The sequence below is a fragment of the Thalassolituus oleivorans MIL-1 genome, assembly GCF_000355675.1.
In the GTDB taxonomy this organism is placed as follows: Bacteria; Pseudomonadota; Gammaproteobacteria; order Pseudomonadales; family Oceanobacteraceae; genus Thalassolituus; species Thalassolituus oleivorans.
The window spans coordinates 1,062,453-1,079,592 of the sequence record NC_020888.1 but is presented as its reverse complement, the minus strand read 5'-3'; the positions used below and the strand labels follow the sequence as shown (position 1 = coordinate 1,079,592).

The window sequence follows — 17,140 nt, the reverse complement described above, 5'->3', positions numbered from 1 at the left end:
AGCCAGTGTAGCGGTACTTGGCTTAGCTGTCAGCGTTTTGCTTCACGGCGTACCGCGTTGGTTGAGAAGTCTTCTTCTGTCAGTTTAAAGCTGAAGTCGAGTGTCTTCGGACGCTCATTATCTAAACCTTCGACGTAATACTGACCACTAGTGAAGTCATACGTTACTTCCAAGGTAGGGAAGATTAACTGCTGATCATAGTAGTTAATGGTGTGCGATTCGGTTACTTGCAATAAAGTACCCGTAGCGTCGTATTCCTCAGCATAAATGATCGACCAACTGTCTTCATCGAGGTAATAACGGCGTTTGGCATAGCGATGGCTAAATCCTACACGTAAATTCGCTTCCACCACCCAAACTCGATGAGCTTCATAACGTAGCAAAGCAGAATTCAAATGATTGGTGTGCAAAATATCATCTATTTTTAGCGTATTTTGATGCACCTTATAACTGTTATACGGAATATACATCTCTTGCTTTCCGAGCAAGCTCCAATCGTAATAATCCGGTGCACCATTAAACATATCGACTTGATCGATGGTACGAATAGAGTTGGTATTCGAGTCTGATGTATCGTAAGCCAAATCTGGGGTTCTGCGCAGACGGCGCTGCCCCGGCACATAAATCCATGACTTACGTGGCGAGCGCACTTGATCAAGTGTTTCATGCACTAAAGTAATGGCCCCAGACAATTTCGCAGGTGCTAAAGTTTTGCGCTTAAGAAAGAAGATTTTATTATCCAATTCTTCCGGCTCTAAGCCTTTTTCGCTATAACGAACGTAATATTCGTACAAACGCAATGTATCCGAGCGCAAACCATTACTCGCGACCGCCGACGCTACTGCTGTGTAATTAAGCGTTTGCCCTCGAAAGCGTAAGGTATGATTCCATAGGGCCTCTAAGCCATTTGCAGGAATTGGAAATGGCGATGACATAGTGGCGCCCGTCACCCCGGCACCATATTTCATCAACTGGGCACGTTCGGCATTCACTTTGATCGCATCATAAACGTAGTCAGGATAAGACGCCGAGCGATGCGTTGGGTACACATCGAAATACATATCAGGAAAGCGCTGCAGCATGGCAATCTGCCCTGCACTCAAACGATTTTTGTGCTCAACAATATTCGCCGCACTGATACGTAAAAAAGGAATGTCTCTGGCAAATGGATCTTTATGAAAAGTGCCTGCCGGTTCGGAATCATCTTTGGCTAGACCGCCTTTCCATTCAGGAATGTCACTACCATTACCCGCACGTTCTGCTCCTACAGGCGTCAAGTCCGTGCTCAGTCGAGCGACTTTCTCTTCTGCCGTTAACGCCAATATCCCTGGGCTAAACAGTACTAACAAGACAGCAATACTAAGAACGTTAGGAAAACGGCGTGTCATAATCGATTAGCCCCTGAAATTAAATGGTGCAGCAGGCTAATAAGATGGCCCAATAGGATCAATAGCAAATTACAAAAAGACTACAAATAGAAATCGCTCGGGATTGCCCCGAGCAAAAGAGAAGTGCAGCAAATGTTTGCGAACAGACCTTATTATGGCGGCTTACTGAATTGCAAAGCAGAGCTATATAAACGTCGGACCTAACCCCATCCCCCACATAATAACGGTGATGGCCATACAACCGACCAAGGCGCACAAACCAACCGTCACGATAGAACTCGCAAATATAAATCCGCGTTCTTCTGGGATATCCATAAAGATAGGCACGCCGCTATACAGCAAGTACACGCTATACGCAGCAGCTCCCATCACCACTACCACGTCGAGCCAGAGCACAGGCACTAGGCCAATAATTCCTGATAGAAACAGTGGCGTGGAGGTATAAATAGTGAACATCAAACAGCGTTCAAAGCTCGCCGTCACACCAAACGTTCGCTCCATCCAAAATACGCAATAAGATACGAATGCCAATCCTAGTAATAGGGCAAAATAAAATGCGATGGCGATGGGCACTGCGCTGTCGTATGACAACTTCACTATGTCACTACCAGCAATACTCCAGCCCATTTGGGTGGTGCCAACGAATAAAGAAAAGGGGGGAATTAAAGCAAGAAGCAAAGCATAGCGAAGAAATGCGTGGGTAATACTGGTTCCCCCTTCGCGGCGAATCTCACTCCATTCTCGATGCGGATTATATATAAGTCCAAACATGTGATTAGTGAACATACAACGCTCCAGAAAGCGATTATTGGATAACCAAGCTACTGAGAATGATGGCTGCGGGCAACGTAAATACAGCAAGCGGCCCGAAAGAGCACTTTGTCATTACGCCGAGCTATAAGCCTTGCCGTTTTAAGTCTAGTTAATACTAGGCTCTTCTCGAATTAAGTAACTGGCGGGCAGCACACTTTGTCGATTGCGTTCCAATTGCGCTGACAATTCGTTGAGTTCAGCCCCCTGTAGTTGCGCCAGCATGGCCGCCAATAAGGGAATAGCGGCTGGAGAATTGGCTGGTCCTCGCCAAAAAGCTGGCTTCATATCGGGTGCGTCGGTTTCTAATAACCAAGCGGTCTTTGGTAAGGCGGCAATGGTGCGGCGCAACTTTTGCGCGCCTGGATGACTCATGGCTCCGCCAATCCCCAAGCAGAACCCCAAATCAAGCCAGGCCTTACCCTGTTGCTCGCTACCGCTGAAGGCATGCACGACACCGCCATACTCAAACCGCGCGCGTCGCAACATAGCAGCGGCTTCATCATGGCAGCCACGAATATGCAGTATGAGCGGTAATTTATGGCGCTTAGCGAGTTGGATATGTGTGGAAAAACAGGCGAGCTGTTGTTGCCAGTGAGCATCATCAACGGCCAGCACTCGATCTAATCCACACTCCCCCACCGCGCATGCCAACGAACTTTCAAGTGCAACATCGAGCCACTCAAAGTGCATCTGCTCGTGCTCAGCTAAAAAATAAGGATGTAATCCTAACGCGAATGACCATGAGTATTGCTGGCATAACGCCTCTAATTGCAGATTGCGCGCATGGGTAACACCCGGAATCAACAACCCTGAGACACCAACACGGCGGGCAAATTGCCACTCGCTTTGTCGATTTTGGTCGAACTCGGCAAAATCAAAGTGACAATGACTATCAAACCATAGAGGCATCGATACTCACTTACGGCAGAGGACGATAAGGCACCTGACAGCCGCTCAAACCACAATAACCGTTGGGGTTTTTCGCTAAGTACTGCTGGTGATAGGTCTCCGCCAAGTAAAACGGAATTCCGGCGCGTAGCTCGGTTGTAATTTCAGGGGCCCGCACTGTATCTAAGCAACGCTGATACTGATCTAAGCTCGCTCGAACCAAGCGCAAATCTTCATCATTTTCAGTAAATACCGCCGACCGATACTGAGTACCGATATCGTTACCTTGGCGCATTCCTTGTGTAGGATCATGCTGCTCCCAAAACACAGCCAGCAATTGTTCAAGTGAAATTTGCGCTGGGTCATACCAAATACGGACCAATTCTGTGTGCCCTGTGTTACCACTACAGACTTCATCATAAGTTGGGTTTTCGGTGTATCCACCGCCGTATCCCACTGCGGTCGCATAAACCCCCGGCAATGACCAAAACAGGCGTTCGGCTCCCCAAAAGCAGCCCATTCCTACGCTTAACTCTTTCAGTCCTGCGGGACAGTTTCCCGTGATATCATGCCCATTAACGAAATGCAGAGGCTCAACCGTCATAGGTTCACTACGGCCCGGAATTGCCTCTTCTGCGCTTGGTATTGCCATTAATTTTGGTCGCCACATAGAAAACCTCTGCTGCAATTTAACCAGTGTCTGAATAAAGTGATTGATCATTATGACCTGCGAATCGTCAGAATATTCCCTGCTTTTTCTTGGAACTGGAAGTGGAGGCCACTTACAAATGGGTTGCTCTGCTGCCTGTATTGAACAGCATCAAAAGCCGCTATTGTTGATTGATTGCGGCCCGGGTACGTTAGCCGCGTACCAAGCAAATTACGGCGGCCTCCCGAACGCCATATTTATGACCCACGCTCATATGGATCATATTGCCGACCTTGAAATTCTCACGGTTCGCGCCCGACTGCAAGAGGTAGCACCGATTACCTTGTTTGTACCATTGGCTTTAATTCCCACATTGCACCAGCGTCTTGCCACTTACCCCGGCACCATGGCAGAAGGCGATCACGACTTTTGGCAGTCATTTCAGCTACGCCCAGTTACCGATCAGTTTATTCATGCGGGGCACACATTTAAGCTCTACCCAACACGCCATCATGCTCCTAACTCCAGCCACGCACTCTGCCTGCCGGGACACATGTTTTTTTCGGGCGACACTCGACCGATTCCCGAAATTATTCACCATGAATTAACCGGCAGTGAAGCGATATTTCACGATTGCGGCACAATCCCGAATCCGTCGCACACAGGCTTAGACGATCTTAACCGCGAATATCGTGACGACGTGCGCAGCCGTTTTGTTCTGTATCACTATGCCGATGAAGCAGCCGCAACAACACTTGAAGCTGCGGGCTACCAAGTCGCTCGACCCAATGAGCGCTTTTCCTTACCCGATGGAAAGCGCCTGTCACTATGACGATAAGTAATCCTATTTTAGATACTCGTATTCGTACCATGTTGGCGGACGCCTACGTTAGCCAGCAAGTCTTACCGCAATGCTCAGAAATAAAGCTATGGCTGGTCGAGCCAGAAACCATGCGCCGTCACTTTAGCCAAGACGAAATTCGCAACATTCAAGAATATCCAGCCTACTGGGCATTTTGCTGGGCTAGCGGCCAAGTACTCGCTCGGGAAATCTTAGCCAATCCGAGCTGGGTGAAAGGTAAAAAGGTCATGGATTTTGGAGCGGGCTCAGGCGTCGTTGCCGTCGCTGCAGTCATGGCTGGAGCCGCCGAGGTCATTGCCTGCGATATTGATCCCGATGCCTTACTGTCGTGCCAACACAATGCTGAATTAAATGGCACCCAATTTCGGCTCCATCACGATCTATTCGAATTCGATGAACCCTTGGATCTACTGATCGCCGCGGACGTACTTTATGATCGGGCAAATTTGCCTTTATTAGAAATATTCCGCCAAAAGGCTCAAGAGGTTTTAGTCGCCGACTCTCGCGTAAAAGACTTTGATTTCCCCCCCTATCAAGCCATAGGTCGGCACGAGTCCTTCACTGTACCCGACCTCGATGAACTTGATGAGTTCAGGTGGGTCAACCTATATCATTGTAAATAACGCTATTTACGCACGGGATGGATTTCCCCAGCCTCGGGAAATCCATTACACTCTCCGCCTTTTCTGACATATGGTCCCGATCGGATGCTTGATAAAAACGCACTATCCCAGCTGAAGTCTCTGAAGCAGGAAATCCAACAAAGCACCCCTCGATTCGAAGGTACTGTTCGCGCCACTGCGGGACGTTTCGGTTTTGTGAATACCGAGGATGGTCAAAGTTTCTTTTTATCCCCCGAAGAGATGGAAAAAGTATTACCGGGAGATGTTGTCGCATTTCGCGTAGAACCCGCAGGCGAAGGTAAAGAACAAGCCATCGTTGAAAGCTTAATCAGCACAGTTCAAAACGAATTTTTAGGACGCTATGTCGTTCGCGGTAAAGGACATTTTGTCGAAGCTGATCATCCAACACTAAATCGTTGGATATTTGTACCACCCGCCAAACGCTTACAAGCAAAAGACGGCGATCTTGTTAAAGCACATATCAGCCAACATCCATTTCCGAAAGGTAAAGCCCAAGCCGATTTAGATGCGGTTATTGGTAACGATCAAACACCGCATATCGAACGCTTATTTGTGCAGCAGAAGTTTGGCCTCAGTGATGCCATCTCCGATGCAGCCCAAGCACAAGTAGACGCGTTATGCGCCCAAGGCGTGGATACGATTGCCAATGAGCGCAGCGATTTAACCCACCTACCGTTTGTGACCATCGACTCAGCAGGAACGCGCGACATAGATGATGCCTTGTACGCTGAAGCGCAAAGCAGCGGCTGGACATTATGGATTGCTATCGCCGATCCAGCAGCACTTATCGAGCCGGGAACGCCACTTGATGAATTAGCAAAAACACGTGCAACATCGGCGTACTTTCCTGATCAAGTACTGCCAATGCTGCCACCCGCATTGTCAGAGCAATTGTGCTCGTTGCAAGCTGGCGAGCTACGCTTGGCCATGGTGGTTGAATTACGCTTGAGCCAAGATGGCGATGTGCGTCAAACAACCTTACACAACGCGATTATCAAAAGCCGAGCAAAGCTGACGTACAACCAAGTTAGCCATTTGATTGCTGGCGAATGTGATGAGATTGCCGCTGAACTGCAAGGCCCGGTGTTACATCTATCCGACTGCGCCAAAGCACTGGCAGCTAACCGCCTGCGCAACTGCTTGGTGATGGAAGATCGCCCAGACTTTAAGCTCCTGGTCGATGAAGATGGCCATGTAACCGATATCGTTCGTATTGAGCGCAACGATGCACATCGTTTAGTCGAAGAATGTATGTTGGTTTGCAATCGCTCGGTCGCCTTGTGGTTGAAAGAACGCAACGCTGGTATGTTCATAGAACACGCAGGCGTTCGTAGCGAACGTATCGGTGAAGTCGCCGCGCTATTACGCGAAAATCTAGCGCTTGAAGCCAAGCCGAAATTCGACAACCTCGAAGAATACGTACAACTAATGCAACAAGCGGCCAAGGCTGAATGCGAACTACCGTTACGCGCGATTATCGGTCGCCAACAAGAACGCAGCCGCTTTGGCCTTGAAGGCAAGCCACACATGGGCTTGGGCTTCCCTTGCTATACCACCTTCACCTCACCACTGCGCAAATACAACGACCTGATGATTCATCGGACAGTACGTGCTTTGCTTAATGGCGAAAATATCGAGCAAGCATCTCAAGAATTACTCGATGCCGTTCAACAAGCACAGACTTCTGCACGGATAGCAGCAAATCAAACCGAACAATGGATGAAACTTGTTTGGTTAAATGCGAAAGATAAAGATGCGGTTTATAACGCGACAATTGTGCATATGAATAGCAGCTCAATAACGGTGCGTTTAAATGACAATGGTATCGAAGGCACTATTGATCGCCGTAAAGTTAAAGGTGATTGGACATTTGATAGCAAAACATTTACTCATCGCAATGCAGAGCAATGCTTTATGCTTGGACAAGCACTCAATGTGCGTATTAATGAGGTTCGCCCTTATAATCGCCAAGTAACGTTCGTAATAGTGGAATAATCATTTCTTACAACGGATAACAGCTAATAAAAAAGGGAGCCTAGGCTCCATTTTTTATTTCTAACTAATCAGTAATTAGCTAATTTTCCAAGTACGAACAGTTTCAAAACCGTATTCATTAATCCACTCGTCTAAAATACGTGGATTACGTTTGATTTTTTCTACTTTTTCGTGAGTTGCTGGATTGCGATATTCGCCAACTGCTAATTTAGGCTTAGGCAAAGATGACGTGCGCTCAGCACGTGTTTTTGTGCCTTTAGTTGCCGCACGGTTGATCACTTTTTCAAAATGCTTACGCAAGTTGTTATAGATAGAAGACGGTGATTCTTCTTTCGCCATACCAACAATCCAAGCTTCAATTTGCTCAGAGCGAGAAACATACAGCTCCGACTCTTGCAGACTGTTTTGATTGCATAGGCGCTTAATAGCAACATCAAACTCTTTTAAGCCTTCAAATTTCTTTTCTTGATCTTTTTTCAATTGCTCAAGCTCAAGAATTTTTTGATGGTGTTGCTGGATTTGTTTTTCAATATCGTTTGCAAATACGCTCACGTTTACAACCTCAAACTGTGTCGATTGGTTAATCTACCGTCGTATTATTACTACGTCCGATAAGGGGTATTCAAAACGACCTCATATCATCTTTAATGTTGCAGCAGCGTACGAAAAATAAACAATAAACGTGCTCACGTATAAGTGCGCGGACTTATACCAATATCGAGATATATGATCGGGACGCCAATATTAAACAATTAATAGGCGACTGCAAACAAACCATTTAGAAATTTAGCGATTTTTTGTCAATATCGAATATAGCAACATATATATTGTGGATTTGAGTAAGGGTTTATATACCTAACGCGTTTTCGAATCAGAGTGTCCTTAGAGTCTCTAGGGATTCCTTGCACTCTTGAATGATAAGGATTATCATTTGTGTAGTTTTCGTTGCTCCATCGTGACATCTAAGCTGGATAATTATGACACCCGAAACCCTCGATCAAATGGCAGTTGGCAGTCGCGCTAAAATCATCGGCTTTGCTAAAACAGAATCTCATTTCCGCCGTAAGCTGCTGGCATTAGGTTTAATGCCCGGAGCGGTCGTTGAAATTCGTCGTCTGGCACCATTGGGAGATCCTATGCAAATCCAACTGCGCGGAGCATCCGTTAGCTTACGCAAGCTAGAGGCCGCTATTATTTATGTGGAGCTGGAAGCATGAAAAGAGCGGTTATCGGCGTTATCGGCAATCCAAATTGCGGTAAGACGACCTTATTTAATGAACTAACCGGCTCTAAGCAAAAGGTTGGTAACTGGCCTGGTGTAACCGTTGACCGCAAAGAAGGCATCATCACCCTGCGCGGTGAAGCACACCTACTGGTCGACCTTCCTGGTACTTATGCGTTAGATAGCCACGATGATGAGCTATCCGTAGATGAAAAAATCGCTCGTGAATTCGCCCTAAGTGGCGAAGCACAGCTGATAGTGAATATCCTCGACGCGAGCAATTTACACCGAAACCTCTTCCTGACGTCACAACTCTTGGATATGGGCATTCCGGTAATTTGCGCAGTCAATATGATCGACGTTGCTGAACGCGAAGGTATTCATGTTGATTGTCAGCGCTTAGCCGAAGAGCTGGGTGTACCGGTTGTACCCATCGTAGCATCGACGGGCGTCGGCATTGCAGAGCTTTGCCGCGTATTAGGTCATCAACTGGGCCATGCGACTGTCGCAACGCCAATGATTCGACCAGATAAAGATCTAGATAGGGCGGTTCATCAATTAAAAGATTCCTTGCAAGGCACTGTTCCCAACGCATTTTGGACAGCGACCCGTGTATTAGAACAAGATATTTACGCGATGAAGGATCTTCCTCAAGATCGTCGCGACCAAGTCGAAGCGCAAGCGGAAGTACTACGCAAACAGCTCGAAAATGCACACAAGCAACCAATTGACGTGCTCGTCGCTAATGGACGATACCGCGCCATTGAACGTATTTTGCAGCAAGTATTAACCGTTAATAGCTTTGGTCGTTCTCTATCTGAGCGCATTGATGACTGGGTTCTCAACCGCTGGTTGGGCATACCGTTTTTCTTCTTCATCATGTACTTAATGTTTACCTTCGCGATTAACTTGGGCGGAGCATTTATTGATTTCTTCGATATCGCATTCGGCACTGTATTTGTCGATGGTACTCATTACGTACTTGAAGCTATCGGTACTCCCGGTTGGTTAACTACCCTATTAGCCGATGGCTTAGGCGGTGGTATTCAACTAGTCGCGACCTTTATCCCAGTCATCGGCGGCTTATACCTTTTCCTTTCCATTATCGAAGACTCTGGCTACATGGGGCGTGCTGCATTTGTGATGGATCGCTTAATGCGCGCTGTTGGCTTGCCCGGCAAGTCGTTTGTGCCGTTAATTGTCGGCTTCGGCTGTAACGTACCTGCGGTCATGGCAGCCCGCACTATGGATACCGAAAAAGACCGCTTACTTACCATCGCCATGGCACCTTTCATGTCGTGCGGAGCACGGTTATCGGTATACGCGCTTTTTGCCGCAGCCTTTTTTACTGAGAATGGCGCAACGATTGTTTTCAGTCTCTATTTTCTCGGTATCGCCATGGCCCTGTTAACAGGCTTAGCGCTGAAAAATACCTTATTCAAACCCGAATTAACGCCTTTTGTTATGGAGCTGCCGGCCTACCACATTCCGACCGTCAAAGGCGTTTTGCTAAAAACATGGGAGCGCTTAAAATCGTTTTGCCTACGTGCAGGTAAAACCATTATCGTGGTCGTCACCGTTCTTAGCTTCTTAAATTCCATCGGTAGCGATGGCTCGTTCGGCAACGAAAACAATGACAAATCGATTCTTTCAGGTATCGCTAAAGTCATTACTCCTGTTCTGAGTCCATTAGGCGTACAAGCCGACAATTGGCCTGCGACCGTTGGCATTATCACCGGTATATTCGCCAAGGAAGCTGTTGTTGGTACACTCGACGCTTTGTACACGCCAGAATCCGGTGACAAAGGAGAATTCGACCTGCAAGCGGGTCTGCTCGAAGCATTACAAACCATTCCGGATAACTTAGCCGGTATAGCTGACAACCTGCTTGATCCATTAGGCCTGTCATTAGTTGGGGCTGATCAAGGTGCAGAGCAAGGCGTTAAAGACACAACCTTCACCGCAATGGATACACTATTTGGCAGCCAACTAGCCGCCTTCTCGTATTTAGTATTTGTATTGCTATACACGCCTTGTGTCGCCACCTTGGGTGCCATGGTGCGTGAATCAGGTATGCGCTGGATGCTATTCGTAGCAGGTTGGAGTACAGGTTTAGCCTATACAACTGCCGTTATTATTTACCAGTTAGGCCGTATTTTTGAAACACCAGTAACATCCATCAGCTGGATAAGTGGATGCTCTGCTTTCATCGGTCTGTGTCTCTGGCAAATGCGTCGCTACGGAGCCAAACGAGATGCTCGCATGATTCCGTTGGTGAACATTGGCTAATGCTAGCAAGGAAGAAACCAATACAAAAAAGGCGATCTAAAGATCGCCTTTTTTGTGGTTGCTGTTCTGGTCGCGTCTATTCAGGTCTCGCCAATGAAATGATATCGCCCAACGCGGCATATTCAGAGCCACCTAGACGAGCAAGAGGATTAATCGCCGCCGCAGAAAGACGAGTACTGCCGCCTTTCACATAATCGACCCCTTCGGCAACAATCAGCTTATCAATCTCTAAAAAGACAATATGCTGCGGCGCTGGTCCTAAATCAGTCACTTGCTGCAAACGACAGTAGTAAGCAACTGGAGCACCATCAATATGCGGCAAACCGCCATCACTATCCGTCAATAATGGAACATTGCCCATACTGACTTCACTCTCATTTTTAGCCAAAGTTGCAGAACTAGCATTCAAGGCTTCCAACCAATCCACCGAGGCGATGTGAACCACACAACGTCCATCACGCTGCAAATTGCGGAAAGTATCTTTGTCTTCTCCCGGTTGCTTTTGCCCGATAGATACCACCATTGTCGGTGGATTAGCGCAAACAGGTGCAAAGAACGAATATGGAGCTAAGTTGTGCGAGCCATCATCGTTAACTGTTAATATCCAAGCAATCGGTCTCGGCAAAACTGATTGCACCATCAGATGATAACGTTCATTTGGCGTTAGTTCGGAAAATTGAAACTGCATACAACCACCTTAATTTTGATCTTGCGAAAATGCTACGCGATCCCGTGATACAGTCCTAGCGATAAGATGAAATCGTCATCTATTGATCCTCGGCTAAATCACTCTGCGACAGCAATCCGTCTTGCAGCTCGCCAGTAAAGTCGTTATAAGGCCTATCAACCGGAGGATTGCCATGTTTCCTATCAACCGCTTTTTCCCATTTCTCGCCGTCGCTGTCAGCCTATTAGCTTGGCACGATCCGGAACCACTACTCGATTGGAAAAGCGCGATTACCCCACTATTAACTGCCGTTATGTTCTGTATGGGGTTAACGCTTCGCTGGCAAGATTTTCGACGTATTTGGAAAAAACCAGAGCCGGTAGCATTAGGAATTCTACTGCAATTTACCTTAATGCCCCTTATCGCTTGGGCTCTGGCGTGGGCATTCAACCTGCCAGATGAACTGGCCATCGGCATGATCTTAGTCGGTGCCTGTGCTGGTGGCACCGCCTCCAATGTAATGACCTACCTTGCCGGAGGCGACGTTGCCCTTTCCATCAGCATGACCCTAGCGTCAACCTTATGGGGTTTATTTCTGACGCCTTGGCTGGTTTGGTTTTACGCCCGCAGCGGCATAACCGTTGATAGCCTAGGTATGCTCGCGAGCATCGGCCAAATGGTCATCTTACCGATTGCGGCAGGTTTATTTCTTAACCAATATTTACCGCAAGTTCGCGCGAAATTGCATAACCATCTTGCGGATATTGCCAGCGCTATCATCCTGCTCATCATTGCCATTATCGTCTCACTGAATGCCGATGAGATTGCAACCGTAGGAACCTCCGTGTTAGCTGCGGTCATACTTCATAACTTACTGGGACTTGCTGGCGGTTATGCAATTGCTCGCTGGAACGGTCATACTGAAGTGCAGGCCCGCACAATAGCGATCGAAGTAGGCATGCAGAACTCAGGACTGGCCGTTGCCTTGGCACTCAAGTTCTATACACCAGTGGCGGCATTACCCGGTGCCTTGTTCAGTGTTTGGCACAATGTGAGCGGTGCATTGCTCGCCGCCTACTTCCGCTGGCAAACCCAAAAAACGATTAAGCGCCAAGTTGCGTCGCACCAAGCCATAAAAATAACGATGGAGAAGCAAGAATGACAAAAATACTACTCAGTTTCATAGTTCTATTAATGTCTTTGCAGGCGTATGCCTATGACATGCGTATTACCGAAGCTCAGCTACAAGAACAGCTCAACGCGCGCATGCCGTGGCAGCAAGCTAAGTCTTTTGTTAATTTGACCATCAACAACGCTTTGGTCGATTTGTTACCTGAGGGCAATCGAGTTCGTGTCACGACTGATGCCAAGGTAATGCTGAGCATCGGCTTACAATCCAGCGGTACGTTAGTGTTTGAAGGCGACATTCGCTATAAGACAGAAGATCACAGCTTCTATATCGATAATCCTGTCATCATTGATATGCAGGTAGAAGGTATGTCGCCGCAACTAAAGCCTCAAGTAATAACTCTCGCTCAACATTCCATTGAACCGGCGCTGAAAGATCGGCCGGTCTACACCTTGTCAGATAGCGATGCGACACAAGTGATGGCGAAGATGATGCTAAAGGACCTCACCATTGAGAAAGACGAGGTTATTTTAACGTTAAGCCCGTTCTAAACGTCTCTCCTGCTGCATGAATAGCGCTTACGAGCGCTATTTTTTTACTTGGCGCTAAATAGTTAGTAATCGCCATCGAACTTTTCCAACATCCCCAATTCACCCGCTTACAGATCAAGTATTGAGCTGCGGCGGGACTTACAGGGCGCTTCCCCTAGGTTTCACCTGTCTATTTATTGCAAATTCGGGCCATTTACAAACTTGTTATTCAAATTAATTGCCGAAACCTGATAATGATGCTTGGTAGTCCTGCACAGTTGATATACTATTAGTCGCGTTGATGTACTGCATCAACAGATTGGCGAGTGCTACATATTGAACATATGCAAGATACTGGTCGAACAACGGCATTATTCAAGTATTCCCAGTTAGGCTGGGCCAGTATCGATGTAATGCCATTTGAAAAAGCAAGAGGTAGGCTTCGGCCACCGCAATATATTTAGGAAAGAAAAATGGCTAATACAGTTCAAGGCACCGTTAAGTGGTTCAACGATGAGAAAGGTTTCGGTTTCATCGAGCAAGAATCTGGTAAAGACGTATTCGTACACCACAGTGCAATCAACGGTTCAGGCCGTAAGACTTTGCACGAAGGTCAGAAAGTAACTATGGAAGTTACTCAGGGTCAAAAAGGCCCACAAGCTGAAAACGTTACTCCACAGTAATTGTTGAAGCTGCGTAGTCTTCGGACTACGTTGTGTTGACCGGCGAGATTCTTCTCGCCGGACGCCGACCCCCTCCCCGGTTATCCTTATGTCTGATTCTCTGTTCTTCACAGTTGTAGTCGACCATTCGTTTGAAATACTCATGCTGAATAACAGCCACTGCCGATCTTTGTCTTATGATTGATCAGGGCGAACTATTCTCAATTCCAAGTCCTTGCCAAGGTATTTGCGAAGTGAATAATCGTGGCTACTGCAAAGGCTGTCTACGCAATCGCACAGAGCGTTTTCACTGGCTTGAATTTACTGCTTATCAGCAACAACTCATCATTAATAACTGCGAAAAGCGCCGCCAAAAGATTATTGCCTCTCGCAATGCAATTGATGTCGAAGAAGAAGAATTAGAGATCCCGCAATTTGATCTATTTACGCCGCCTACCGAGTTAACACTCGTAGAAGATAAGCCCGATGCAGCTACCAGCGTATTAATAGATGATAAAAATACAGTGCCAGAAAACGTAGAAGAAATAACGGTAGAAACAGAGGTAGAGGAATCTTCTTCGAACTCACTATTTGCCGACTCTGTAGACGCTACCCCCCAAAAAGAGTCGACCACCTCTGATGACAAAAAAGCTGAGAAACCAGCAAAAACTCAACGCAATAGCACTAGCCAACCACCCGATAGCGACCAGCTAGATATGTTTTCTTAAACGCACTCTAGTGCTGGCAATTTTTTCTTCCAAGCCATGGTTACCGATGTATTTGGGCGACTCGGACGGTACTCTGCACCTATCCAGCCATCATATTCCGACTCTTCAATCGCACAAAAAATCTCATTAAAATCTAAATTTCCTGTACCCGGCTCGTGACGTCCCGGCGTGTCAGCAAACTGAATATGACCGATATCAGTGGCATAGTGCTTAATGAAGGTTGGAATATTTTCCCCCATCACTGCCATGTGATAAATATCGAACTGCATCTTAATCGAAGGGTGATTAACCTCCTCTAAAACACGCAGCATTTGCTCACCTGTCGATATCAAAAAATCTGGCATATCCTGCGTATTAATTGCTTCAAAGGTCGTGATGATTCCAAAAGGAGCCAGATGACGTGCGGTTTCTAACAAGTTGTTTTGAAACGTCGCTAAATAACTAGCGCGTTTGTTTGCATCAAAACAACGACCCGGCAATACATTCACACATTTAACTTTTAAGGCACGCGCATAAGCTTGGCACTCGACTAATGCGGCTGCAAATTCTGCAGTTTTACCAGGAATGGCCGCTAAGCCTTCGCCACCAGCCATTAAATCGCCAGCAGAGACATTGATAAGAACACAACGTAAATTCGATTCGACCAATGCGCGCTGGATATCGGCTATCGGCGTGTCGTAGGGAAATTGAATTTCAACCGCATCAAAACCATCTTTACGTGCCGCTGCGAAGCGACTTAAAAACGGTAATTCTGTGTATAGCAGCGATAAATTCGCAGTGAGTTTCACTCAGGTTTCTCCACATACATTGAGACGAGAGTGCAGGGATCGCGCTCGGCATTTCCCTGACTCGCATGAAGTCGCATTAACTCCGCACCTAAACCAACCATAGGTGCGGAGCTGTTCATTATTTTTGCTAAATTGTTGGCCATATCAAGATCTTTTAACAGTGTTTTGACATGCCATTTCACTTCATCAAAATCGCGCTTGGCCATCCGCGGCCCCGTCAATTGCAATGGAATCGAATCGGCAAAACCGCCTTTCAACGCAACAGGAATTTGCTCGGCATCGACTCCCGCTTTTTCAGCCAGAGCCATCACTTCTGCCATTACTAGCACATTGCAGCTTACCAGCATCTGATTGCAGATTTTGGTTACCTGACCTGACCCTACATCACCTACACGAGTAACCCGCTGTGATAATGGTGCTAATACAGGTCGGATAGTTGCAAGTACATCCTCTGGTCCACCCGCCATAATAGCTAGCGTACCCTGCTCAGCCCCAGCAACACCACCCGATACTGGAGCATCAATCCAAATACACCCAGAGGTCGTGTATAAACGCTCAGCCATCATTTGTGTTGCTTGCGGCTCTATGCTTGAGAAGTCAACAAGCACCTGCCCAGCACGCGCAGAATTCGCGACACCCGCCTCACCGAAAACAATATCGCTCACCGCCGCCGTATCGGTAACGCAAAGCATGACAATATCACTATGACGCACCAAATCGTCAAGTTTGTCAGTAAGAATAGCGCCAGCAGACACGACACCCGCGCACTTGTCGATGCTACGATTCCAAACACGAACCTCATACCCTGCACCCAGTAGGCGCAACGTCATAGGAACGCCCATCAAGCCCATACCAATAAAGCCGATTGTCGGTTGTGCCATATTGGCTCCTTGTTAGATTTCGTAACCATCTCGGCGCAAATCACTACCAATTCGGCCTGTTTAGACATGTCCCAATAATATCAAAGACTTAGCGAGTTAGTAGCGATTAATTAAGCAGTTTTTAAATCCTGTCCTATGCTTATTTCAGTGAACACCAAAGGAAGTAAACACTATGAATATGGCTTCAATTTTTGCTGAATCTCATCAACTACCGCACATTCCTCGTGTGGTACAAGAACTCATCCTAAGTTTCCAAGATGATGATGTTGACGTCGATGCGATCAGCGGCAAAGTTGCGCTCGACCAATCATTAACGGCTAAAGTTCTTCGCATGGCCAACTCGGCACACTACGGCGTATCCAGAACAATTGCCAACCCCCAAGATGCCGTTATGTTGCTGGGCTTTGATCGCTTACGCACTATGGTGCTTGCGTCGGGAGTTACCGGCGCATTTAAGATGGAAGGTTTCGATCAGAATGCGTTCTGGCGTGAGTCATTTGCCATTGCTGCCTTATCTAAATGGCTAGCTCAATATATCAGGGGTTGTGATAAAGAAACCGCTTTCACCTGCGGCATGATGCACTCAATTGGTAGCCTACTTATTCGTATGGTGATGCCAAAAGAAGCGAAGCACTTAGATGACGCTGAATCCATTGGAGGCAGCAAGCGCCATGAATTAGAAAACGGCCAGCTTGGTTTCTCTTATGCTGAGGTTGGCGCAGAATTAGCGAAACGCTGGAAATTCCCAGAGGTTATTCAAAATGCAATTGCAGGGCAAAATAAGCCTGGAAAAAATGAAGAATACTCAGTGGAAGCTGGATTAATCTATATCGCGAAGTATCTGAAACATTCCCATGAAAATGGCCTGTCAGAAGAGGATATCGTATCGGGATTTCCGCTAGCAGTAGCTGATAAAATCGGTTTAGACGCTACTCGTGCCTATAAAGACCTATCAGCAACAACCGATCTCAATTCAGGCCTTGATGGCCTGTTAGAATAAGTCGC

18 protein-coding genes are annotated in these 17,140 nt (G+C 47.0%); 10 read left to right on the top strand and 8 right to left on the bottom strand.

The features are described from left to right. Nucleotides 1-29: 29 nt before the first annotated feature. The 4 genes from TOL_RS04900 to msrA form a co-directional block, all read right to left on the bottom strand. Entirely contained in the window at nt 30-1,388 is a 1,359-nt protein-coding gene (locus tag TOL_RS04900; protein WP_015486188.1) for a DUF1329 domain-containing protein, read from the bottom strand. A gap of 183 nt (nt 1,389-1,571) precedes the next feature. Next, entirely contained in the window at nt 1,572-2,174 is a 603-nt protein-coding gene (locus tag TOL_RS04895; RefSeq protein ID WP_015486187.1) for a Yip1 family protein, read from the bottom strand. Between the two features lie 132 nt (nt 2,175-2,306). Then, nucleotides 2,307-3,110 (bottom strand): TatD family hydrolase, encoded by an 804-nt coding sequence (locus TOL_RS04890; RefSeq protein WP_015486186.1) that lies wholly within the window; start codon nt 3,108-3,110, stop codon nt 2,307-2,309. A gap of 10 nt (nt 3,111-3,120) precedes the next feature. Continuing rightward, nucleotides 3,121-3,759, bottom strand: a complete 639-nt coding sequence (msrA, locus tag TOL_RS04885; RefSeq protein ID WP_015486185.1) for a peptide-methionine (S)-S-oxide reductase MsrA — start codon at nt 3,757-3,759, stop codon at nt 3,121-3,123. A 52-nt stretch (nt 3,760-3,811) separates the two neighbouring features. Between msrA and TOL_RS04880 the strand changes: the two genes are divergently transcribed. The 3 genes from TOL_RS04880 (at nt 3,812) to TOL_RS04870 (ending at nt 7,239) form a co-directional block, all read left to right on the top strand. After that, nucleotides 3,812-4,570: an MBL fold metallo-hydrolase gene (locus tag TOL_RS04880; protein WP_041588403.1), complete on the top strand. Its 759-nt coding sequence runs from the start codon at nt 3,812-3,814 to the stop codon at nt 4,568-4,570. After that, the gene (locus TOL_RS04875) at nt 4,567-5,223 is read left to right on the top strand and encodes a class I SAM-dependent methyltransferase (RefSeq protein WP_015486183.1); all 657 of its coding nucleotides are present in this window, start codon (nt 4,567-4,569) and stop codon (nt 5,221-5,223) included. The genes TOL_RS04880 and TOL_RS04875 overlap by 4 nt, the downstream gene beginning before the upstream one ends. Nucleotides 5,224-5,307: 84 nt before the next feature. After that, a complete protein-coding gene (locus TOL_RS04870; protein ID WP_015486182.1) occupies nt 5,308-7,239 on the top strand; it encodes a ribonuclease R family protein in 1,932 nt (643 codons plus the stop codon). 75 nt (nt 7,240-7,314) lie between these two features. Here TOL_RS04870 and TOL_RS04865 read toward each other — a convergent pair whose 3' ends face one another. Continuing rightward, complete coding sequence (locus TOL_RS04865) at nt 7,315-7,791, bottom strand: hypothetical protein (protein WP_015486181.1); 477 nt, start codon at nt 7,789-7,791, stop codon at nt 7,315-7,317. Nucleotides 7,792-8,216: 425 nt separating this feature from the next. Between TOL_RS04865 and TOL_RS04860 the strand changes: the two genes are divergently transcribed. Continuing rightward, nucleotides 8,217-8,456 (top strand): FeoA family protein, encoded by a 240-nt coding sequence (locus TOL_RS04860; RefSeq protein ID WP_015486180.1) that lies wholly within the window; start codon nt 8,217-8,219, stop codon nt 8,454-8,456. Beyond that, nucleotides 8,453-10,750, top strand: coding sequence for a Fe(2+) transporter permease subunit FeoB (feoB, locus tag TOL_RS04855; protein ID WP_015486179.1), 2,298 nt, complete (start codon nt 8,453-8,455; stop codon nt 10,748-10,750). The genes TOL_RS04860 and feoB overlap by 4 nt, the downstream gene beginning before the upstream one ends. Nucleotides 10,751-10,826: 76 nt before the next feature. Here feoB and TOL_RS04850 read toward each other — a convergent pair whose 3' ends face one another. Beyond that, nucleotides 10,827-11,438 (bottom strand): flavin reductase family protein, encoded by a 612-nt coding sequence (locus TOL_RS04850; RefSeq protein ID WP_015486178.1) that lies wholly within the window; start codon nt 11,436-11,438, stop codon nt 10,827-10,829. A 172-nt stretch (nt 11,439-11,610) separates the two neighbouring features. Here TOL_RS04850 and TOL_RS04845 point away from each other — a divergent pair, with 172 nt between their 5' ends. The 4 genes from TOL_RS04845 (at nt 11,611) to TOL_RS18695 (ending at nt 14,466) form a co-directional block, all read left to right on the top strand. Then, on the top strand, nt 11,611-12,579 hold the full coding sequence (locus TOL_RS04845) for a bile acid:sodium symporter family protein (protein WP_015486177.1): 969 nt from the start codon (nt 11,611-11,613) through the stop codon (nt 12,577-12,579). After that, the gene (locus TOL_RS04840; protein WP_025266019.1) at nt 12,576-13,097 is read left to right on the top strand and encodes a YceB family lipoprotein; all 522 of its coding nucleotides are present in this window, start codon (nt 12,576-12,578) and stop codon (nt 13,095-13,097) included. Before TOL_RS04845 ends, TOL_RS04840 begins: the two co-directional genes overlap by 4 nt. Nucleotides 13,098-13,549: 452 nt before the next feature. Next, nucleotides 13,550-13,759, top strand: a complete 210-nt coding sequence (locus TOL_RS04835; RefSeq protein ID WP_015486174.1) for a cold-shock protein — start codon at nt 13,550-13,552, stop codon at nt 13,757-13,759. 176 nt (nt 13,760-13,935) lie between these two features. Further along, nucleotides 13,936-14,466 (top strand): DUF1289 domain-containing protein, encoded by a 531-nt coding sequence (locus TOL_RS18695; RefSeq protein WP_015486173.1) that lies wholly within the window; start codon nt 13,936-13,938, stop codon nt 14,464-14,466. Here the strand turns inward: TOL_RS18695 and TOL_RS04825 are convergent. After that, nucleotides 14,463-15,254: a hydroxypyruvate isomerase family protein gene (locus TOL_RS04825; RefSeq protein WP_015486172.1), complete on the bottom strand. Its 792-nt coding sequence runs from the start codon at nt 15,252-15,254 to the stop codon at nt 14,463-14,465. The genes TOL_RS18695 and TOL_RS04825 overlap by 4 nt on opposite strands. After that, nucleotides 15,251-16,135, bottom strand: coding sequence for an NAD(P)-dependent oxidoreductase (locus tag TOL_RS04820; RefSeq protein ID WP_015486171.1), 885 nt, complete (start codon nt 16,133-16,135; stop codon nt 15,251-15,253). Before TOL_RS04820 ends, TOL_RS04825 begins: the two co-directional genes overlap by 4 nt. Before the next feature lie 172 nt (nt 16,136-16,307). Here TOL_RS04820 and TOL_RS04815 point away from each other — a divergent pair, with 172 nt between their 5' ends. Then, on the top strand, nt 16,308-17,135 hold the full coding sequence (locus TOL_RS04815) for an HDOD domain-containing protein (RefSeq protein WP_015486170.1): 828 nt from the start codon (nt 16,308-16,310) through the stop codon (nt 17,133-17,135). Nucleotides 17,136-17,140: the final 5 nt, after the last annotated feature.